13 protein-coding genes are annotated in these 18,134 nt (G+C 71.4%); 1 reads left to right on the forward strand and 12 read right to left on the reverse strand.

Going from position 1 to position 18,134, the window contains the following annotated elements; translation table 11 throughout:
- The first annotated feature begins 271 nt into the window (after window positions 1-271).
- Window positions 272-3,418: an isoleucine--tRNA ligase gene (gene ileS / locus ACFFR3_RS14615; RefSeq protein WP_379483271.1), complete on the forward strand. Its 3,147-nt coding sequence runs from the start codon at window positions 272-274 to the stop codon at window positions 3,416-3,418.
- A 470-nt stretch (window positions 3,419-3,888) separates the two neighbouring features.
- On the opposite strand, the gene ACFFR3_RS14620 is transcribed toward ileS, so the two are convergent.
- From ACFFR3_RS14620 to mraY, 12 genes are all read right to left on the reverse strand, one after another.
- Complete coding sequence (locus tag ACFFR3_RS14620) at window positions 3,889-6,219, reverse strand: hypothetical protein (RefSeq protein WP_379483272.1); 2,331 nt, start codon at window positions 6,217-6,219, stop codon at window positions 3,889-3,891.
- A 62-nt stretch (window positions 6,220-6,281) separates the two neighbouring features.
- On the reverse strand, window positions 6,282-7,160 hold the full coding sequence (locus ACFFR3_RS14625; protein ID WP_364366063.1) for a DivIVA domain-containing protein: 879 nt from the start codon (window positions 7,158-7,160) through the stop codon (window positions 6,282-6,284).
- 106 nt (window positions 7,161-7,266) lie between these two features.
- Window positions 7,267-7,560, reverse strand: coding sequence for a YggT family protein (locus tag ACFFR3_RS14630; protein WP_345401346.1), 294 nt, complete (start codon window positions 7,558-7,560; stop codon window positions 7,267-7,269).
- An 80-nt stretch (window positions 7,561-7,640) separates the two neighbouring features.
- Entirely contained in the window at window positions 7,641-8,141 is a 501-nt protein-coding gene (locus ACFFR3_RS14635) for a cell division protein SepF (protein WP_364366060.1), read from the reverse strand.
- A 139-nt stretch (window positions 8,142-8,280) separates the two neighbouring features.
- Window positions 8,281-8,973 (reverse strand): YggS family pyridoxal phosphate-dependent enzyme, encoded by a 693-nt coding sequence (locus ACFFR3_RS14640; RefSeq protein ID WP_364366057.1) that lies wholly within the window; start codon window positions 8,971-8,973, stop codon window positions 8,281-8,283.
- Between the two features lie 126 nt (window positions 8,974-9,099).
- Entirely contained in the window at window positions 9,100-10,674 is a 1,575-nt protein-coding gene (gene ftsZ / locus ACFFR3_RS14645) for a cell division protein FtsZ (protein ID WP_379483273.1), read from the reverse strand.
- 336 nt (window positions 10,675-11,010) lie between these two features.
- Window positions 11,011-11,679 (reverse strand): cell division protein FtsQ/DivIB, encoded by a 669-nt coding sequence (locus ACFFR3_RS14650; RefSeq protein WP_364366051.1) that lies wholly within the window; start codon window positions 11,677-11,679, stop codon window positions 11,011-11,013.
- Window positions 11,680-11,769: 90 nt separating this feature from the next.
- Window positions 11,770-13,167, reverse strand: a complete 1,398-nt coding sequence (gene murC / locus ACFFR3_RS14655; RefSeq protein ID WP_364366048.1) for a UDP-N-acetylmuramate--L-alanine ligase — start codon at window positions 13,165-13,167, stop codon at window positions 11,770-11,772.
- The gene (gene murG / locus ACFFR3_RS14660; RefSeq protein ID WP_379483274.1) at window positions 13,164-14,243 is read right to left on the reverse strand and encodes an undecaprenyldiphospho-muramoylpentapeptide beta-N-acetylglucosaminyltransferase; all 1,080 of its coding nucleotides are present in this window, start codon (window positions 14,241-14,243) and stop codon (window positions 13,164-13,166) included. Before murG ends, murC begins: the two co-directional genes overlap by 4 nt.
- A 12-nt stretch (window positions 14,244-14,255) precedes the next feature.
- Complete coding sequence (gene ftsW, locus ACFFR3_RS14665; RefSeq protein ID WP_364366042.1) at window positions 14,256-15,545, reverse strand: putative lipid II flippase FtsW; 1,290 nt, start codon at window positions 15,543-15,545, stop codon at window positions 14,256-14,258.
- Entirely contained in the window at window positions 15,529-16,905 is a 1,377-nt protein-coding gene (gene murD, locus ACFFR3_RS14670; RefSeq protein WP_364366039.1) for a UDP-N-acetylmuramoyl-L-alanine--D-glutamate ligase, read from the reverse strand. The genes ftsW and murD overlap by 17 nt, the downstream gene beginning before the upstream one ends.
- Window positions 16,902-17,960 carry a phospho-N-acetylmuramoyl-pentapeptide-transferase gene (gene mraY, locus ACFFR3_RS14675; protein ID WP_355420670.1) on the reverse strand — a complete coding sequence of 353 codons (1,059 nt, stop codon included), beginning with the start codon at window positions 17,958-17,960 and terminating at the stop codon, window positions 16,902-16,904. Before mraY ends, murD begins: the two co-directional genes overlap by 4 nt.
- Between the last annotated feature and the right edge of the window lie 174 nt (window positions 17,961-18,134).

Genomic DNA, 18,134 nt, shown 5'->3' on the forward strand with positions numbered 1-18,134 from the left:
AACCTCCTGACCCGGAAACCTGGAAGCCTTGACCTCGACTCTGCGTTATGGTTTAAGCCTGCAAGGCGTTGATGGGGCCCGCTGTGAGGGATATCACCCCGGAGCCGCCGGAAGAACGGCTCGTCAGAGCTCATTAGACCCGGCAGCAGTCAAACGAAGAGGGCCTCGCCCGCGGGCGGGGTCAAGAAGGGTGGTACCGCGGGGCCGCGAGGCTTCGTCCCTTCACGCCAGAGCCCAACCGGCCGATTCACGCGTGGAGGTCACGCCCGAGATGTCTTCCCCAACGTTCCGCTCTCTTCCCGCGCAGGTCGACCTGCCCGCGCTCGAGCGCGAGGTCCTGGACCGCTGGCGGGACGGGAAGATCTTCGAGCGTTCCGTAGAACAGAACGCCGGCAACCCGTCGTGGGTCTTCTACGAGGGCCCTCCCACCGCCAACGGCCTGCCCGGCGTGCACCACGTCGAGGCCCGCGTGTTCAAGGACCTGTTCCCGCGCTACAAGTCGATGCGCGGTTTCAGCGTTCCGCGTAAGGCCGGCTGGGACTGCCACGGGCTGCCCGTCGAGGTCGGCGTCGAGCGCGAGCTGGGCCTGTCCGGCAAGAAGGACATCGAGACCTACGGCATCGCCGAGTTCAACGCCAAGTGCCGCGAGTCGGTGCTGCGCCACGTCGACGCGTTCGAGCAGATGACCGAGCGCATGGGCTACTGGATCGACCTGTCCCAGGCCTACCGCACGATGGACCCGTCCTACATCGAGTCCGTGTGGTGGTCGCTGAAGGTCGTCTTCGACAAGGGCCTGCTGTTCCGCGACTTCCGCATCACCCCCTACTGCCCGCGTTGCGGCACCGGGCTGTCCGACCACGAGCTGGGCCAGCCGGGCGGCTACGAGACCGTCTCCAGCCCGTCGGTCTACGTCCGCATGCCCGTCACCTCGGGCCCGCTGGCCGAGGCCGGCGCCTCGCTGCTGGTCTGGACGACCACGCCGTGGACGCTGGTCTCCAACACCGCGGTCGCCGTCCACCCCGACGTCACCTACGTCGCCGCCCGCACCGCCGACGGCGAGGTGCTGGTCGTGGCCGAGCCGCTGCTGTCGGTGCTCGGCGAGGGCGTCACCGAGGTCTCCCGCCACACCGGCCGCGAGCTGGAGCACACCACCTACAACCGGCCGTTCGACCTGGTCGACATCCCCGGCGCCCACTACGTCGTGCTCGGCGACTACGTCACCGTCGAAGACGGCACCGGCCTGGTCCACCAGGCGCCCGCCTTCGGCGCGGACGACATGGCCGTCATCAAGCGCTACGACATGCCCGTCGTCAACCCGATCGGCCCCGACGGCCGCTTCCTCGACGACGTCCCCATGGTGGGCGGCCGCTTCTTCAAGGACGCCGACGAGGAGCTGACCGAGGACCTTCAGCGGCGCGGGCTGCTGTTCCGCGGCGGCCACTTCGAGCACAGCTACCCCCACTGCTGGCGCTGCCACACCCCGCTGCTCTACTACGCGCTCCCGTCCTGGTACATCCGCACCACCGCCGTCAAGGACCAGATGCTGGCCGAGAACGCCGGCACCAACTGGTACCCCGACACCATCAAGTGGGGCCGCTTCGGCGAGTGGCTGCGCAACAACGTCGACTGGTCGCTGTCGCGCTCCCGCTACTGGGGCACGCCGCTGCCGCTGTGGGTGTGCACGCAGGACGAGTCCCACGTCACGTGCGTGGGGTCGCTGGAGGAGCTGGGCGCGCTAGCCGGCCAGGACATCTCCGCCCTCGACCCCCACCGCCCCTACGTCGACGACGTCACCTTCGACTGCCCGTCGTGCGGGGCGCTCGCCCGCCGCGTGCCCGACGTCATCGACGCCTGGTACGACTCCGGCTCCATGCCGTTCGCCCAGTGGGGCGAGCGCGGCAAGCCCGAGGGCGTCTACCCGGCGCAGTTCATCTGCGAGGCCACCGACCAGACGCGCGGCTGGTTCTACTCGCTGATGGCCGTCGGCACGCTCGTCTTCGGCCAGTCCTCCTACGAGAACGTGCTCTGCCTCGGCCTCATCCTCGCCGAGGACGGCCGCAAGATGAGCAAGCACCTCGGCAACATCCTCGAGCCGATCCCGCTGATGGACCAGCACGGAGCCGACGCGCTGCGCTGGTTCATGGCCTGCTCCGGCTCGCCGTGGGCGGCCCGCAGGGTGGGGCACGGCACTCTTGAGGAGATCGTCCGCAAGGTGCTGCTGACGCTGTGGAACACGGCGTCCTTCTTCACCCTCTACGCCAACGCCGAGTCCTGGTCGCCGTCCCGGCTCTCCCAGGCCGTCCCGCCGGCCGAGCGCCCGCTGCTCGACCGCTGGGCGCTGGCCGAGCTGCACCGCACGGTCGCCGAGGTCACCGCGGCGCTCGACGACTACGACACCCAGCGCGCCGGCCGCCGCCTGGCCGACTTCCTCGACGACCTGTCCAACTGGTACGTCCGCCGCTCGCGCCGCCGCTTCTGGCAGGGCTCGGAAGAGGCGTTCGCGACCCTGTACGAGTGCCTGGAGACGGTGATCAGGCTGATGGCGCCCATCACGCCGTTCATCACCGACCACCTCTGGGACGTCCTGCGCGCCGACGACGCCCCGTCCTCGGTGCACCTGACCTCCTGGCCGCGGGCCAGGGAAGACCTCATCGACCCGGTGCTGTCCGACCAGATGGCGCTCGTACGCCGCCTGGTCGAGCTGGGCCGCTCGGCCCGTGCCTCCTCCGGGGTCAAGACCCGCCAGCCGCTGCGGCGGGCCCTGGTGGGGGCGCACGACTGGCCGTCGCTGCCCGGTGAGCTGCGCGGGCTGGTCGCCGACGAGCTCAACGTCCAGGCTCTGGAGGACATGTCGGGCTTCAGCGCCGACCTCGTGTCCTACACGGTCAAGCCCAACTTCCGGGCGCTGGGCAAGCGGTTCGGGCCGCAGACCAAACTGGTGGCCGCCGCCCTGGCCGCCGCCGACGCCACCCGCGTGGCCCGCGCGCTGCGCTCGGGCTCCACCGTCATGGTGGAGGCCGAGGAGGTGGGCGAGGTCATGCTCGGCCCCGACGAGGTGATCGTCACCGAGCAGCCCCGCTCCGGCTGGGCCGTCGAGACCGGCGCCATCGGCACCGGCACCGGCGAGACGGTGGCGCTCGACCTGGAGCTGACCGACGAGCTGCGCCGCGCGGGCCTGCTGCGCGAGGTCATCCGCCTGGTCCAGGACGCCCGCAAGTCGACCGGCCTGTCCATCACCGACCGCATCGACCTGTGGTGGACGACGACGTCGCCCGAGCTGGCGACGGCGCTGCGCGCGCAGGGCCAGGTGGTGACCGAGGAAGTCCTCGCCACCTCCCTCACGGAAGGCACCACCGCCGACCTGCCGACCCACACGGACGAGGACCTCGGCCTCACCTTCCAGCTCCGCCGCGCCTGAACGCCGCGGTAAGACGGCCCCTGGCGACCACCGCCAGGGGCCGTCTCATGGGCCCTTCGGCCAGAGCAACACCCCTCAGACAGAACCGCCCCGAGCGAACCCCACCGAAGAGACCCCACGCGCCAAGCCACGTCTTCACAACATCACGCAGCAGGAGGACGGCACCGTGCCGCCGCTGCCCGGCCGAGCGCACCCCCACACCGCTCAACCGGAAGCAGCACGCGCCACGGCGCTCGTCCTGGATCACGGCGCTCAGGAGTACCCGGCCCGCACGTCTTGTTCGGCGGCGAGCGACTCAACCGCCTTCCGCAGAAGCCAGTGAGACGGCTGCCCGCCCACCGACGAGCAACCCGCCTACCTCCCGCAGAAGTCAGCGACGCACCCACCTTGCCCAGCGGTGAGCAGGCCGACCGCCTCCTCCAAGAGTCAGCGGCACGACTGTCCTGCGGCGGTGAGGAGGAGCTGGTTGTTCAGCTGACCCTTTGGCGGTCGTGTTGGCAGACTGGGCAGCTCGTCAGGCCGGCGGCCTCCGCGGCGGCGAGGGTCATCGTCTCCACGCCGTCGCCCGCTCCGCGAACCAGGGGGCAGGAGGTGCCGTGGTAGCGGCGGGTGCCGGTGATGACCTTGACCGTTTGCGGCCCTCGTGCCTTGCCGTTTCCGTGGTCCTTGGACCCCGCCGGCTCGTCGCCGGGCTGGGAGCTGGACGATCCGGCCTTGGAGCCCGTGTCCTTGGCGTCTGTCGTCCTGGAGTCTGCGGGCCCCGCATCGGTGGTCCTGGAAGCGGTGCCGCCGTTGGACGAGCCGCTTCCCTCAGCTCGGGGTCCTTGCCCCTGGGAAGCGCCGCCCTTGGCCGCCGGAGCCCCGCTGCCGGTGCTCCCTGAGGATCCGGAGCCGGGTCCTGAGGAGCCGGGACGCTGGTCTGTGCCGCTGCCGGAAGCCCCGGGCTGTCCCTTGGCCGCGCCGCCGGAAGCCCCGGCCTGCCCCTTGGGAGCGTCATCGGTAGGAGCGGGCTGTCCCTTGGGAGTGGTGCCTGAGGTGGCTCCCTGCGGGCCGGTCCCGCCACCGCCCTGCGGCCCTGAGGCGCCCTTGCCCGCTTGCGGCCCTGTGCCGCCCCCGGCGCCCTGTGGTCTGGTGCCGGAGCCGTTGGTGGTGGTGCTCTTGGGGTCGTCCGTCGCCGTGGACGGAGTTGCGTTGCTGGAGCCTGAGCCGCCGGACGGCGGACGCTCGGCTCCGCTCTTGCCCGGTGTGGCTCCGGGCTTGGCGACGGGAGTCCTGGACGACGCGCCCGGAGGCAGCGGGCCCCCGGGCTTGGCCGTCGCCTCGGCCGAGGAGGCGGGCCGCTCGTGCAGAATGACGGTCTCCCCCGGCGCGGGCTCATCGCCGGCGGGACGCTTGCCCGGCTTGCTCCCGGCCCCTGAGGGACGCTCCGGCGCACCGGACGTGGGCCCCGCGGGCTTGGGTGCCCCAGGGCGCTGTGGCATGCCCGACGCCGTCACGCGTGGCTGCGGTGCCGTGGCGGGCCCGGCGGCGTCATCGTCAGCCTCACCCGCACCGGACGCCGGCCCGGCCTTGCCGCCACCCGACCCGGCCTGCTCACCGCCGGGCTTGCCCCCCTGCCCGGGCTTCCCGGACGAAGAGCCCCCGGCCGCGCCCGGCTTTCCTGAAGCGGAACCACTGGCGTTCCGCGTCATCTCTGACGCGGACCCACCGGCCGTGCCGGGCTTGGCGCCGGTGCGGCTCTGGTCGGTGCCGGTGGTGCCTGGACGGGGTGGGGTGGAGCCATGTGCGGGCTTGGCAGGGGTGGGGACGTCGGGGGACGTCTCGTCGTCGGAGGCGCCGGTCGTGTCGCCGGAAGCACCGGCTGCGGTCGTGCCCTTCGCGGGCGTGCCCGGCTTGGCCTTCGCGGGTCCTGACGTCGGCGCTCCGGGCTTGCCGGAGGCGGAGTCGGCTCTGCGCGCGAAAGGCGGCGGCCGGAAGTAGGAGGTCTCTGCGTCCGCCTGCTCGTCGTCCGAGCCACCACCGGTGTCGGCGCCGGTGTCGGTGCCGGTCTCGGGGGCGGCGGAAGGTGAGCCCGTTGCCTGGTCGGCCGGGGCGGCCGAGGGACGGCCGAACCACCCGGCGGCGCCTTCCTCGTGGGCGGCGGCAGGCTCCGGGCTGGGGGTGGAAGCCTTCGTGTCGGGCTTCGGCGGGGTGACCGGCGGACGAAGGTCGCGGGTCTCCGCGGAGTTGTCAGATCGGCTCTTGGCAGGAGCGGTGCTGGGGTGGGCCGCAGGCTCGGGGTCGGCGGCAGGCGGCAGCTGCCGTCCGCCGAGCGCGGCGTCGGGCAGGCACGTCGTGCAGGGCGTGAAGCCCTCCTCGCGTGCCTCCTCGTACGTCAGTTCCTCGTGATCCCGTCCGGCCAGCTGCCTGCACCCGGGGACGTGGTAGCGCTTGCGTCCCGGGATCACCAGCACGATCGCATCCGGCGCGATGCCGGCGGCCGCGGGGCGGCGCGGAACGGGGGCCGGAACGGTCGCCGTGCGCTGCTGCGGTGCCTGCGGATGCGGTCGGGACTGCGGGGGCGGCTGCTGAGCCATGGGGCCGGTCTGGGTGTACGGCTGCGCGGGCGGCATGAGCCCCTTCGGGGGGGTGGCCGGCGCAGCGGCCTGCCCACCTCCGGGAAAAAGCTCGTTCCGTCGCAGAAACGCCCCGATCACCAGGAACAGCGCGGACAGCACGCTGACCACGATGGACCACATGATCAGGAACGGCTTCGCCAGTACGAAGCCCGCGATCAGCAGCACCACTGCCGCGAGCACCAAACCAGCACTGATAAGGATCACAGGGGGCTCTTTCGAGTGGCAGGTCCTAGTGACCCGTTACTTTACCGCCGGTCGTTGTGGGGACCGTCACCGCCGGGGAAAGCGCCCTGCGGAGCGTCGCCGCCGAACGGGCCGGGGCCTCCGGGGAGAGGCTGCTGGCCGCCCTGGGGCACGGCGTGCGACATGGCGGGTGCCTGGCCCTGCGGACCACCGGACAGCACGGGGAACCCGCCGCTGCCTTCGGCGGAGACGTTGAGCTCGGCGAGCTGGTTCTCCAGGTAGAGCTTGAGCCTGCTGCGGTATTCGCGCTCGAAGCTGCGCAGCTCCTCGACCTTGCGCTCGAGCTCGTCGCGGGTCTGCACGAGCGAGCCCATCGCCTGGCGGTGGCGCTCCTGGGCGTCGCGCTCGAGCGTCTCGGCGCGGGCCCTGGCGTCGCCGATGACCTGCTCGGCCTGGCGGCGCGCCTTGGTGAGGATCTCGTCGGCCTCGCGCCTGGCGCGGGTCACCGTCTCGTCCGCCTCCCGGCGGGCGTCGGCGATCGCCTGGTCGGCGGTCTGCTGGGCGAGGGCGAGCACGCGGGCCGCGGTGTCCATGTTGTCCTCGGCGGGAGGCATGCTCATGGCCACGGGAACCTGCGGCTGCTGCTGCACCGGCGGCGGCTCGGGGGCCCGCATGGGCTCCGGCTGCGGCGGCTGCATCATCTCGGGCTTGGGCTGCTCCTGGACCGGCGCCGAGGCCATGGGCATGTTCATGCCGCCAGGCACCTTCCCGCGCAGGCACTCGGCCAGCTTCGCGCGGAGCTCCTCGTTCTCTTGGATCAGGCGGTCGAGCTCAGCCTCCACCTCGTCGAGGAAGGCATCGACCTCCTCCTCGTCGTAGCCCGGCCGGAGCCGGGTGGTACTGAACTGCTTGTTCCGCACATCAGCGGGCGTCAGCGGCATTTTTTGGTCTCCTTGGCGCGCTTGGAGTCTGTCCGGAGGACGGTAACCCGAATCACTTCAGCGCGGACACGAGTTGGATCACGACCGGCGGCCCCACGGGCCCCGCTCATCGTGGGCCGAGGGCCCCGGCGATCTGAATCAAGATCAGAACCACGATGAACAGGACAGTGAAGCTTAGGTCAAAGGCCACCGTACCCAACCGGAGCGGAGGAATGAAACGGCGGAGGAACTTGAGGGGTGGGTCAGTTGCGGTGTACGTGGCCTCCGCCACGACGAGCACCACTCCGGAGGGACGCCACTGCCGGGCGAACGCCTGCACCGTCTCAAAGATCATCCTGCCGATGAGCAGCACCAAATAGAGAGACAGGACTACGACCAAGATCCCACTCACGATCTCCACGGCCCGGCCGCGCCTCCACTTCTGATGTGCCTCCAGGTCTTGGGGTAGACCTGGTTGGGTCCGATAGGCATACAGAGACTCTAACTCTGATTGAAGAACCCGCGTTCCGCGATTCGAGCCTTGTCCTCGGCGGTCACCTCGACATTGGCAGGGGACAACAGGAACACCTTGTTGGTAACACGTTCAATGCTGCCATGTAGGCCAAAGACGAGACCTGCCGCGAAATCAACCAGCCGCTTGGCGTCGCTGTCGACCATCTCGGTCAGGTTCATGATGACGGGGGTGCCGTCACGGAAGTGCTCGCCGATCGTACGCGCCTCATTGTAGGTGCGGGGGTGCAGGGTGGTGATGCGGGCCAGATCGGTCGTGCGGCGCTCCACGATGGTGGTCGTGGGCCTGGGTGCAGGGACGCCCGCCTCGGGCTCGTCGTCGCGGTCCTGGACCGCCACGGGACGCTCCTCGCCGGGCCGCTGCACCTCGTCGTCGTAGGCGTAGTCGTCGGTGTAGGTCTCGTACCTCTCGTAGCGGTCGTCCTCCACGAGACCGAGGTAGACCGCCATCTTGCGCATCGCGCCGGCCATCGCTACGTCGTCCTCCTGCTCATGGTCGCACTCGCTCGGGCCCGTCGCCGTGCCCTGAGGCGGTAGGCGTACCCCCTGGAGCTCACCGCTGACTCGACCTCTACTTGATCATGGGCCTGAAGACCCACTTGAGGGGACATTACCTGACGAAGGGCTTGCGACGACCGAGCAACGCCGTACCGACCCGCACGTGTGTCGCGCCGTACGCGATCGCCTCGGCGAGGTCGGCGCTCATGCCCGCCGAGACCATGGTCGCGCGGGGGTGCTGCTCCTGCAGCGCCACCGCGAGGTCGCGGAGCCTGGCGAAGGCCTTGGCGGGCTCTTCGTCCAGCGGCGCCACGGCCATGACGCCGCCCAGCCGCACCCCGCCGGCCAGCGCCACCTCGTCGGCGAGCGCGAGCAGGTCGGCGGGCCTGGCGCCGCCCCTGCCCGGGTCGTCGTCGAGCGCCACCTGCAGCAGGCAGGTGATCTCGCGGCCCTGGCGGACGGCCTCCTTGCTGATCGCCTCCACCAGCCTGAGCCGGTCGACGGAGTGGATCACGTCGGCGTAGCCGACCACGGAGCGGACCTTGTTGGTCTGCAGCTGGCCGACGAAGTGCCAGGTCAGCGGCAGCCCTGCGAGCTCGCGGGCCTTCGGGGCGGCCTCCTGGTCGCGGTTCTCGCCGACGTCGCGCACGCCCAGCTCGGCCAGGATGCGGACGTCGCCGGCGGGCCTGGTCTTGGTGACGGCGATCAGCGTGACCTCGCTGCGGTCGCGGCCCACGGCGTGGCACGCCGCGGTGATGCGCTCGTCGACCTCGGCGAGACCGGCCGCGATCTCGTCCCTTCTCACGTGCCTCTCCCTCTTCGCTTTCACCAGGTGACCGGCTTTTGGCGCGTTCCCGCCACCGTACGCACGACGGCGCCGCTCCCGGATCCCTGCGGGGAGCGGCGTCAGGCGGGACAACGTGGCTACCGGCTATTTGAGGAAGTCGGGAACGTCGAGTTCCTCTTCCTGCTCCTCGAAGATCACCCGGGGACGTTTGGGGGGCTCCGACATGCGGGAGGTGATGGGCGTGGGCGGGTTGGCGGGCTCGGGCGTGGGCCGGGGGATCGAGACGGGGCCGGACGGCCCGTCGGCGGACTCTCCCAGCTCGGACCTGTCGTCGCGATCGCCTGAACCCGAACGCTCGGGCCCCTGGTCGTGCACCGGCTCGACCGGCCGCACCGGCTCCGGCCTCGACTCGGCGCGCGGCTCAGGACGGAACTCCGAGCGCGGCTCGGGCCGGAACTCCGAGCGCGGCTCGGGCCGGAACTCCGAGCGCGGCTCGGGCCGGGATTCGACGCGCGGCTCGACGCGGGGCTCGGGACGCGGCTCAGGTCTCGCCTCGGCGCGCGGCTCGGGCCTGATCTCGGGACGCGGCTCGGGCCGGAAGTCCGTACGGGGCTCAGGACGCACCTCAGCGCGCGGCTCAGCCCGCAACGGCGGCGGGTCGGACTTGATGCTCGGGGAGGCCACGTTCGGCCGCGCAGGCGACGACACGGGCGGCGCGGGAGGCGCGGCGGGACGGCCCGCCGGCCGGGGCGCCTGCTTCTCCGTCGGGCCCGGCACGTCGTCGAAGCCGGCCGCGATCACGGTGACCCGCACCTCGTCGCCGAGCGCGTCGTCGATGACCGTGCCGAAGATGATGTTGGCGTCGGGCGCCGCGGCCATCGACACGAGCTGGGCGGCCTCGTTGATCTCGAACAGGCCGAGGTCGGAGCCGCCCGCGATGGACAGCAGCACGCCGTGCGCGCCGTCGATGCTGGCCTCGAGCAGCGGGCTGGAGACGGCCATCTCGGCGGCGGCCACCGAGCGGTCGTCGCCGCGGGCGTGGCCGATGCCCATGAGGGCCGAGCCGGCGCCCGACATGACCGACTTGACGTCGGCGAAGTCGAGGTTGATCAGACCGGGCGTGGTGATCAGGTCGGTGATGCCCTGGACACCGGAGAGCAGCACCTGGTCCGCCGCCTTGAAGGCGTCGAGGACGCTGACCTGCCGGTCGGAGATCGACAGCAACCGGTCGTTGGGGATCACGATGAGCGTGTCGACCTCGTCACGCAGCGTCTCGATGCCCGCTTCGGCCTGCGATGCCCTGCGTCGTCCCTCAAAGCTGAACGGACGGGTCACGACGCCGATGGTGAGCGCGCCGAGCGACCTCGCGATGTTGGCCACGACGGGCGCGCCGCCCGTGCCGGTGCCGCCACCCTCGCCCGCCGTCACGAAGACCATGTCGGCCCCCTTGAGGACCTCCTCGATCTCCTCACGGTGGTCCTCGGCCGCCTTGCGGCCGACATCGGGGTTGGCGCCGGCGCCGAGCCCGCGCGTGAGCTCACGGCCCACGTCGAGTTTCACATCGGCGTCACTCATCAGCAGCGCCTGGGCGTCGGTGTTTATCGCGATGAACTCGACGCCCTTGAGTCCCTCCTCGATCATCCGGTTGACGGCGTTGACTCCGCCGCCGCCGATGCCGACGACCTTGATGACCGCGAGGTAGTTCTGCGGTGCTGCCACGACGAGGGGCCTTTCCGCTCGTTGACTTGCCATTTCGGTGCGGATTGTCTCCGCTTTTTGTCAGTTCGGGTAACTCTCAACCTCAGGTTGAGATTTAGATTTATGTCAACCTGAGGATTGATACGGACAGTAGGAGTTACGCTCCGGGCCGGTCAACTAACCGCGCCGCAAGCACGTCCGGCGTGTCGCGCGCTGTCCGTTTCGCTCCGCAGTCACGCCTGGTGGCGAGCCTCCTATGCCGAAAGTCCGGCTTACAGGCTCTCATGTCGCGGGCCCCACCCGGCACAGGCTCGGCGATGCCGTTGCCACGGACTTGCCGGGCCCTGACGATCACGATCACTTCAGCGTCACCACGTCCGGGGAGCTGACGTCGTAGAAGGTGGCGGATCGTTCCTTTTTGAGAAGCGAGGCCAGGATGCGGCCCTTCTCCTCGGGACGGTCGGGCCCGCCCCAGAGCACCGTACGCCCGTCGGACAGCGCCAGCGTGACGCCCTCGGCCGTGCCCGCGCGCACCTGCCTGACCTTGCCCGCGACCTCGGGCGGCACCGCGCGCACGACCTTGAGCGCCGCCGTCATGACCGGATCGCCGGGAACGGGACGGTCGACCTTGAGCACCGGCAGCAGGGGCGGTACGGCCGACTCGACCTCGATCACCACGCCCTGCCCGTCGACGATCGCCACCTTGCCGCCGGTCTCGATCGCCGCGACCGGCTCACGCTCGACCACCTCGATCTTGAGCGTGCCCGGCCAGACCCGGTCGACCTTGGCGGAGGCGAGCTGCCTGATGCCGAGGACGCGGCCCTCGACGTCGGCGAGGTTCACGGTGGCCAGGGGATGCAGGTCGGGCACGCCCGCCTGCTGCTTGATGCGCTCGCTCGGCACTGTGAGATTTCCCACGATCTCGATCGAGCGCACCCCCAGCACCGGCGAGAAGAACACCAGCCACGCGGCCGTGCCCACCACTCCCGCCGTCAGCAGCACCAGGAACGCCGTGCGCGCCTTCATCGCCCTCCCACGTACATGCGGCTCATGTCGGCACCGAACCTACGCCGACGGCGGCGTGCGGCCCGCGCGCCACGCCCAAAGCGCGGACGCTCAGGACAGGCGGGCGACGATCTGCGGCCCCAGCTCGGTGACGTCGCCCGCGCCCATCGTCAGCACGATGTCGCCGGGCCGCGCCCGCTCGGCCACCAGCCCGGGCACGGCCGACCTGTCGGGCGCGTACGCCACCCGCCCGGCCGGCAGCGGCACCCGCTCCGCCACCATGGCGCCGGACACCCCGGGCTCAGGGTCCTCCCTGGCGCCGTAGACGTCGAGCACGATGGCCTCGTCGGCCAGGCCCAGCGCGGCGCCGAACTCGTCGGCGAAGAACCGGGTGCGCGAGTAGAGGTGGGGCTGGAAGATCGCGATGACCCGGCCGGTGCCGGAGTAGGAGGCCACCACGTCGCGCGCGGCCCGCAGGTCGGCGGCCAGCTCGGTCGGGTGGTGGGCGTAGCTGTCGAAGACCGCGACGCCGCCCGCCTCGCCCTTGGCCTCGAAGCGCCGCTTGGCCCCCGTGAAGGCGCCCAGGCCCTCTCTGATCTCCTCGAACGGCAGCCCCAGCTCGTCGGCCACGGCGATCACCGCGGTGGCGTTGAGCGCGTTGTGGGCCCCGGGAACGGCCAGCCTGACCTCTCCCCTGCCCTCGATGGAGAACACGGTGCCGAAACCGTCGGGCCTGACCTCGCCCACGCGGTAGTCGTCGCCGCGCAGCCCGTACGTCTTGACCCGCAGCCCACGCTCGGCGGCCCGGCGCGTCAGCTCGGCCGCCCCCGGGTCGTCGGCGCACAGGATGAGCAGCGAGCCGACCCGGTCGGCGAAGCGCGCGAAGCTGTCGTGCACCGCCCGCGGGTCGCCGTAGTTGTCGAGGTGGTCGGCCTCGACATTGGTGACCACGGCGATGTCGGGGGCGAGCATGAGGAAGGAGCCGTCGCTCTCGTCCGCCTCGGCCACGAACACCCCGCCCTGGCCGTCGTCGGCGCCGAGGCCGGTGGTGACGAGCTGGCCGCCCACGCAGTAGGACGGGTCGGCGCCGCACTTCTGCAGCGCCACCGTGAGCATGGAGGTGGTGGTGGTCTTGCCGTGGGTGCCGGCGATGGCGACCGCGGTGCGCCCGGCCATGACGGAGGCCAGCGCGGCGGCCCGCGGGATGATGCGCAGCCCCTGCTTGAGCGCCTCGCCCAGCTCGGGGTTGGAGTCGCGGATGGCGGTGGAGACGACCACGGTGTCGACGTCTCTGATGTGGGAGGCGGCGTGGCCGATGTGGACGGTGGCGCCCAGCTCGCGCAGCTCGGTGATCAGCTCGGAGCTGCGCGCGTCGCTGCCGGTCACGCGTACGCCGCGCTTGAGCAGGATGCGGGCGATGCCCGACATGCCGGCGCCGCCGATGCCGATGAAGTGCACGCGCCCCAACTCTTCGACGGCGACGGGATCGACCAGCTTCACGAGACTCATCCGGCTATCTCCAACACTTTCCTGGCAAGCATGATATCGGCGTCCTTGCTCCCGAGCCTGGAGGCGTTCTCCGACATGATGGCGACCCGCTCGGGGTCGTGGAGCATGGGCAGCACGTGGTTGATGATCCATTCGGCGGACAGCTCGGCGTCGTCGACCACCAGGCCGCCGCCGCCCGCCACGATCCGCTCGGCGTTGATGCGCTGCTCGCCGTTGCCGTGCGGCAGCGGCACGTAGGCGGCGGGCAGCCCCACCGCGGTCAGCTCGGCGCACGTGAGCGCGCCGCTGCGGCACAGGGCGACGTCGGCGGCGGCGTAGGCGAGGTCCATGCGGTCGACGTAGGGCAGCAGGACGTATTGCGGGTCGCCGGGCGGCGGCTCGTGCTCGACCGTGTTCTTCGGGCCCAGCACATGGAGCACCTGCACCCCCGCCCTGCGCAGCGCGGGGGCGGCGGCCAGCGCCGCCTGATTGATCGAGCGCGCGCCCTGCGAGCCGCCGAACACCAGCAGCGTCGGCCGGTCGTTCTCCAGCCCGAACCACGAGCGCGCCTTGTCACCCATGGACAGCCGGTCGAGCGAGACGATGTCGCGGCGCAGCGGGGTGCCGACGTATTCGGCCTTGGGCAGCAGCTGGGCGTCGGGGAAGCCGGTGAAGACGTGTTCGGTCAGCCGGGCGCCCAGGCGGTTGGCCAGCCCTGGACGCGGATTGGCCTCGTGGACGACGATCGGCAGGCCGCGCCGCTTGGCCGCCAGGTAGGCGGGCGTGGCGACGTAGCCGCCGAAGCCCACCAGGACGTCGGCCCGCACCCGGTCGAGGATGCTCGCCGTGGCGTTGATCGCCCCCGCGAGCCGGCCCGGCACCGTGAGCAGGCTCGGGGTGATCGTCCTTGGCAGGGGCACGGCGGGCACCAGCTCCAGCTCGTATCCCCGGGCAGGCACGAGCCGCGTCTCCAAGCCGCGCTCCGTGCCCACGCAGGTGATGCCGACGCTCGCGTCAAGATGGCGCAGCGCGTCCGCAAGGGCGAGCGCGGGCTCGATGTGCCCGGCCGTCCCCCCACCGGCGAGGACCACCCTCATCTCGGTCACTCCCTAACGTGTCGCTCGGCCTCTGGTCGTACGCCGCAGGCCCAGCCAGCTTAGGGCCCGGGCGGCGGGTCCGGGGCCACGTGCCGCCAAGGCCTCGCGCGCGCCGGGCTCGCGCCGCGCGAACGACAGCAGCATGCCGAGCGCGGCGAGGGTGGGCAGCAGGGACGAGCCGCCGTACGAGACCAGCGGCAAGGGGATGCCGGTGATCGGCAGCACGCCCAGCACGGCCCCCATGTTGACGGTCGCCTGGCCCACCACCCAGGCCACCATGGCGGCCGCGGCGAGCCTGGTGAAGGCGTCGTTGACGCGCACGGCCACGCGCAGCCCCGCGTAGCCGAGCAGGCCGAACAGCGCGACCACGATCAGCGTCCCCATCAGCCCCAGCTCCTCGCCGAGGATGGCGAAGATGAAGTCGCTCTCGCCGTGGGGCAGCCAGCTCCACTTCTGCCTGCTCTCGCCCAGGCCGACGCCGAACCAGCCGCCGGAGCCCATCGCGATCTGCCCCTGCACGGCCTGGTAGCCGGCGCCCTGCGCGTCGGCCCACGGGTCGAGGAAGGCGCCGATGCGCGCCATCCGGTACGGCTCCACCTTGATCATGATGACAGCGGCCAGGACCGCGAGCGCCATGATGCCGCCGAACAGCTTGATCGGCGCCCCCACCACCCACAGCAGCGCCAGGAAGATCATGAACAGCACGAGCGTGGTGCCGAGGTCGCTGCCCAGCATGACCATGACGGCCAGGATCGCGGTGCCCGGCATGAGCGGGATCAGCATCTGCCGCCACTCGATCCTGCCCTGCCTGGCCCGCCTGGCCAGCAGGTCGGCGCCCCATAGCGCGAGACCGAGCTTGGCCGGTTCCGACGGCTGCACGGTCAGCGGGCCGATGTAGATCCAGCGCTGCGCGCCCAGCTCGGACGAGCCGATGAACAGCACCATGACCAGCGCGATGATCGACAGCGCCATCAGCGGGTAGCCGGCCCAGCGGAAGAACTTCACCGGCAGCCGCGAGCACGCGTACATCAGCGGCACGCCGATCGCGGCCGACAGCGACTGCTTGATGAACCACGAGAACGGGCTGCCGGTCTTGTTCAGCGCCTCGATGCTGGAGGCCGACAGCACCATCATCAGGCCCAGCGCGAGCAGCAGCGCGCTGCACATGATGATCAGGTAGTAGGTGGTCAGCGGCTTGTCGAGCAGCTCCTTGAGCGCGACGAGCTGCTCGCGCAGGAACTTCTGCGGGCTCTCCTGGGCGCGGGCCGGCGGCCGCACCCGCTCCTCAGCGCTCGTGCTCACGTCGTGCCCTCAGCTCGCGTACGGCACGCGCGAAGGCCTCCCCCCGCGCCGGATAGTTCGCGAACATGTCGAAGGAAGCCCCCGCCGGGGAGAGCAGCACGGTGTCGCCTGGCGAGGCCAGCCGGGCCGCTTCGGTGACGACTTTGTCCATCGCACCAGTGTCCCGATCCGCGATGTCCACGAGGGGGACATTCGGCGCGTGTCGCGCGATGGCTTCGGCGATCCTGGCGCGGTCGGCGCCGATCAGCACCGCGGCGCGCAGCCTCGGGGCGGCCTGGCGTACGAGGTCGTCCACGTCGGCACCCTTGAGCAGGCCGCCCGCCACCCACACCACCGACGGGTAGGAGGCCAGCGCCGCCGCCGCGGCGTGCGGGTTGGTCGCCTTGGAATCGTCGACGTAGTCGACCTCGCCGATCCTGTCCACGTGGGCGAGCCGGTGCGGGTCGGGGACGAAGTCGCGCAGCCCCTGGCGTACGGCCTCGGACGGCACGCCGAGCGAGCGGGCCAGGGCGGCGGCGGCCAGCGCGTTGGCCACGTTGTGCGGCGCGAACGGCTTGACGTCGTCGAGCGTGGCCAGCTCCTCGGCCGCCTCCACGGGGTCGGCCACGAACGCGCGGTCCACCAGCAGGTCCTCGACCACGCCGATCTCGCCCCGCTTGGGCACCCGCAGGGTGAAACCGACCGCGCCGGGATAGGGCGCGGCCAGCCGGGTGGCCTCGGGGTCGTCGGCGTTGAAGATCACCGTGCCGGCCCGCTCGAACAGGCGGCCCTTGGCGGCGGCGTACTCCTCCATGGAGCCGTGCCAGTCGAGGTGGTCGGGCGCCACGTTGAGCACCGCCGCGGCGTGCGGGGCCAGCGTGGAGGACCAGTGGAGCTGGAAGCTGGACAGCTCGACGGCCAGCGCGTCGTACGGCTCGCCCACCGCGCGCACCACGGGCACGCCCACGTTCCCCACGGCCAGCGCCTTGCGGCCGGCCGCCAGCAGGATCGAGGTGAGCATGCGCACGGCGGTGGTCTTGCCGTTGGTGCCGGTCAGCGCCAGCCACGGCGCCGCCTGTCCGGGACGCAGCCGCCAGGCCAGCTCGACCTCGCCCACGACCTCGACCCCCGCCTTCAGCGCGGCGGCGATGAGCGGGTGGTGCGGCGGCCAGCCGGTGGTGACCAGCCGGGTCACGCCGTCGGGCAGCGCCATCTCGCCGAACCTGGTCTCGACGCCGACCCCGGCCAGTTCGGCGGCGGCGGCGAGCTGCCGCTCGCCCTCGGTCGCCTCGACCACCACGACCCGCTCGCCCCGCGCGGCCAGCACCTCGGCCACGGCGGTGCCGGACACGCCGAGCCCGGCCACACACGTGAGCGTCATGGCCGCGGCATCCACTCGACGTAGAACAGGCCGAGGCCGAGCGCCGCGCACAGCATCGCGATCAGCCAGAAGCGGACCACGATCGTGGTCTCCGCCCAGCCCTTGAGCTCGAAGTGGTGCTGCAACGGCGCCATCCTGAACACCCGTTTCCTGGTCATCTTGAAGAACCCGACCTGGATGATGACCGACAGGGTGATGATCACACACAGACCGGCCAGGATGATGAGCAGCAGCTGCGTACGCGTGGCGATGGCGAGGCCGGCCAGCACGCCGCCCAGCGCCAGCGAGCCGGTGTCGCCCATGAAGATGCGGGCCGGCGGGGCGTTCCACCACAGGAACCCGATCAGCGCCCCCAGCACGGCGGCGGCCACCACGGCGAGGTCGAGCGGATCTCGCACCCAGTAGCAGTTGGGGCCGAGCTGGTCGATGCAGTTGTTGCGCAGCTGCCAGTTGCCGATCAGCACGTACGCCGCCAGCACCGTGCCGGTCGCACCGCTGGCCAGGCCGTCGAGGCCGTCGGTGAGGTTCACCGCGTTGGAGAACCCGACGATCATGATGAGCACCCAGATGGTGAACCCGACGATGCCGATCGAGGGGCCGATGTCGCGCAGGAACGACACCCGGGTCTCGGCGGGGGTGATGCCGTAGACGTTGGGCTGGCGTACGACGAGGACGGCGAAGACCGCGCCCACGACGAGCTGGCCGAGCGCCTTCGCGCCGCTGCGCAGGCCCAGGCTGCGCTGCTTGTAGATCTTGATGAAGTCGTCGAGGAAGCCGACCGCGCCGAGTCCCGTCATCAGGAACAGCACCAGCATGCCCGACACGGTGATGGGGGTCAGGGTGGCCAGGTGGGAGGCGCCGTAGGCGAGCAGGGCGGCCAGGACGAACACCGTGCCGCCCATGGTGGGGGTGCCCCGCTTGCCGAGGTGGGCCTGCACGCCCTCCTCGCGGACCTGCTGGCCGATGCCGCGCCGCGAGAACAGCCGGATCGCCAGCGGGGTGCCCAGCATCGAGAGGATGAGGCCAACCGCGCCGGCGATGATGATGTTGGTCACTGGGGGGCACCTCCGAGCACGAGCTCGGCCGTCCGCTCGAGGCCCATCGCCCTGGGGCCCTTGATCAGCACCGCGTCACCAGGCCGCAGCCACGCGGCGAGCTGCTGCGCCGCCGCCTCGGCGTCGGCCACGTGCACGACCGTCGTCGGCTGCCCGTACCCACCGGGCGGCCCG

Origin of the sequence: Nonomuraea salmonea (assembly GCF_042428605.1) — a bacterium.
In the GTDB taxonomy this organism is placed as follows: domain Bacteria; phylum Actinomycetota; class Actinomycetes; order Streptosporangiales; family Streptosporangiaceae; genus Nonomuraea; species Nonomuraea salmonea.

Bases quoted from the DNA above. Each gene is read 5' to 3' on its own strand.
- ileS (WP_379483271.1), top strand. From the start codon at position 272: ATGTCTTCCCCAACGTTCCGCTCTCTTCCCGCGCAGGTCGACCTGCCC.
- ACFFR3_RS14625 (WP_364366063.1), bottom strand. From the start codon at position 7,160: ATGCCGCTGACGCCCGCTGATGTGCGGAACAAGCAGTTCAGTACCACC.
- ACFFR3_RS14635 (WP_364366060.1), bottom strand. From the start codon at position 8,141: ATGGCCGGCGCGATGCGCAAGATGGCGGTCTACCTCGGTCTCGTGGAG.
- ACFFR3_RS14650 (WP_364366051.1), bottom strand. From the start codon at position 11,679: ATGAAGGCGCGCACGGCGTTCCTGGTGCTGCTGACGGCGGGAGTGGTG.
- murC (WP_364366048.1), bottom strand. From the start codon at position 13,167: ATGAGTCTCGTGAAGCTGGTCGATCCCGTCGCCGTCGAAGAGTTGGGG.
- murG (WP_379483274.1), bottom strand. From the start codon at position 14,243: ATGAGGGTGGTCCTCGCCGGTGGGGGGACGGCCGGGCACATCGAGCCC.
- murD (WP_364366039.1), bottom strand. From the start codon at position 16,905: ATGACGCTCACGTGTGTGGCCGGGCTCGGCGTGTCCGGCACCGCCGTG.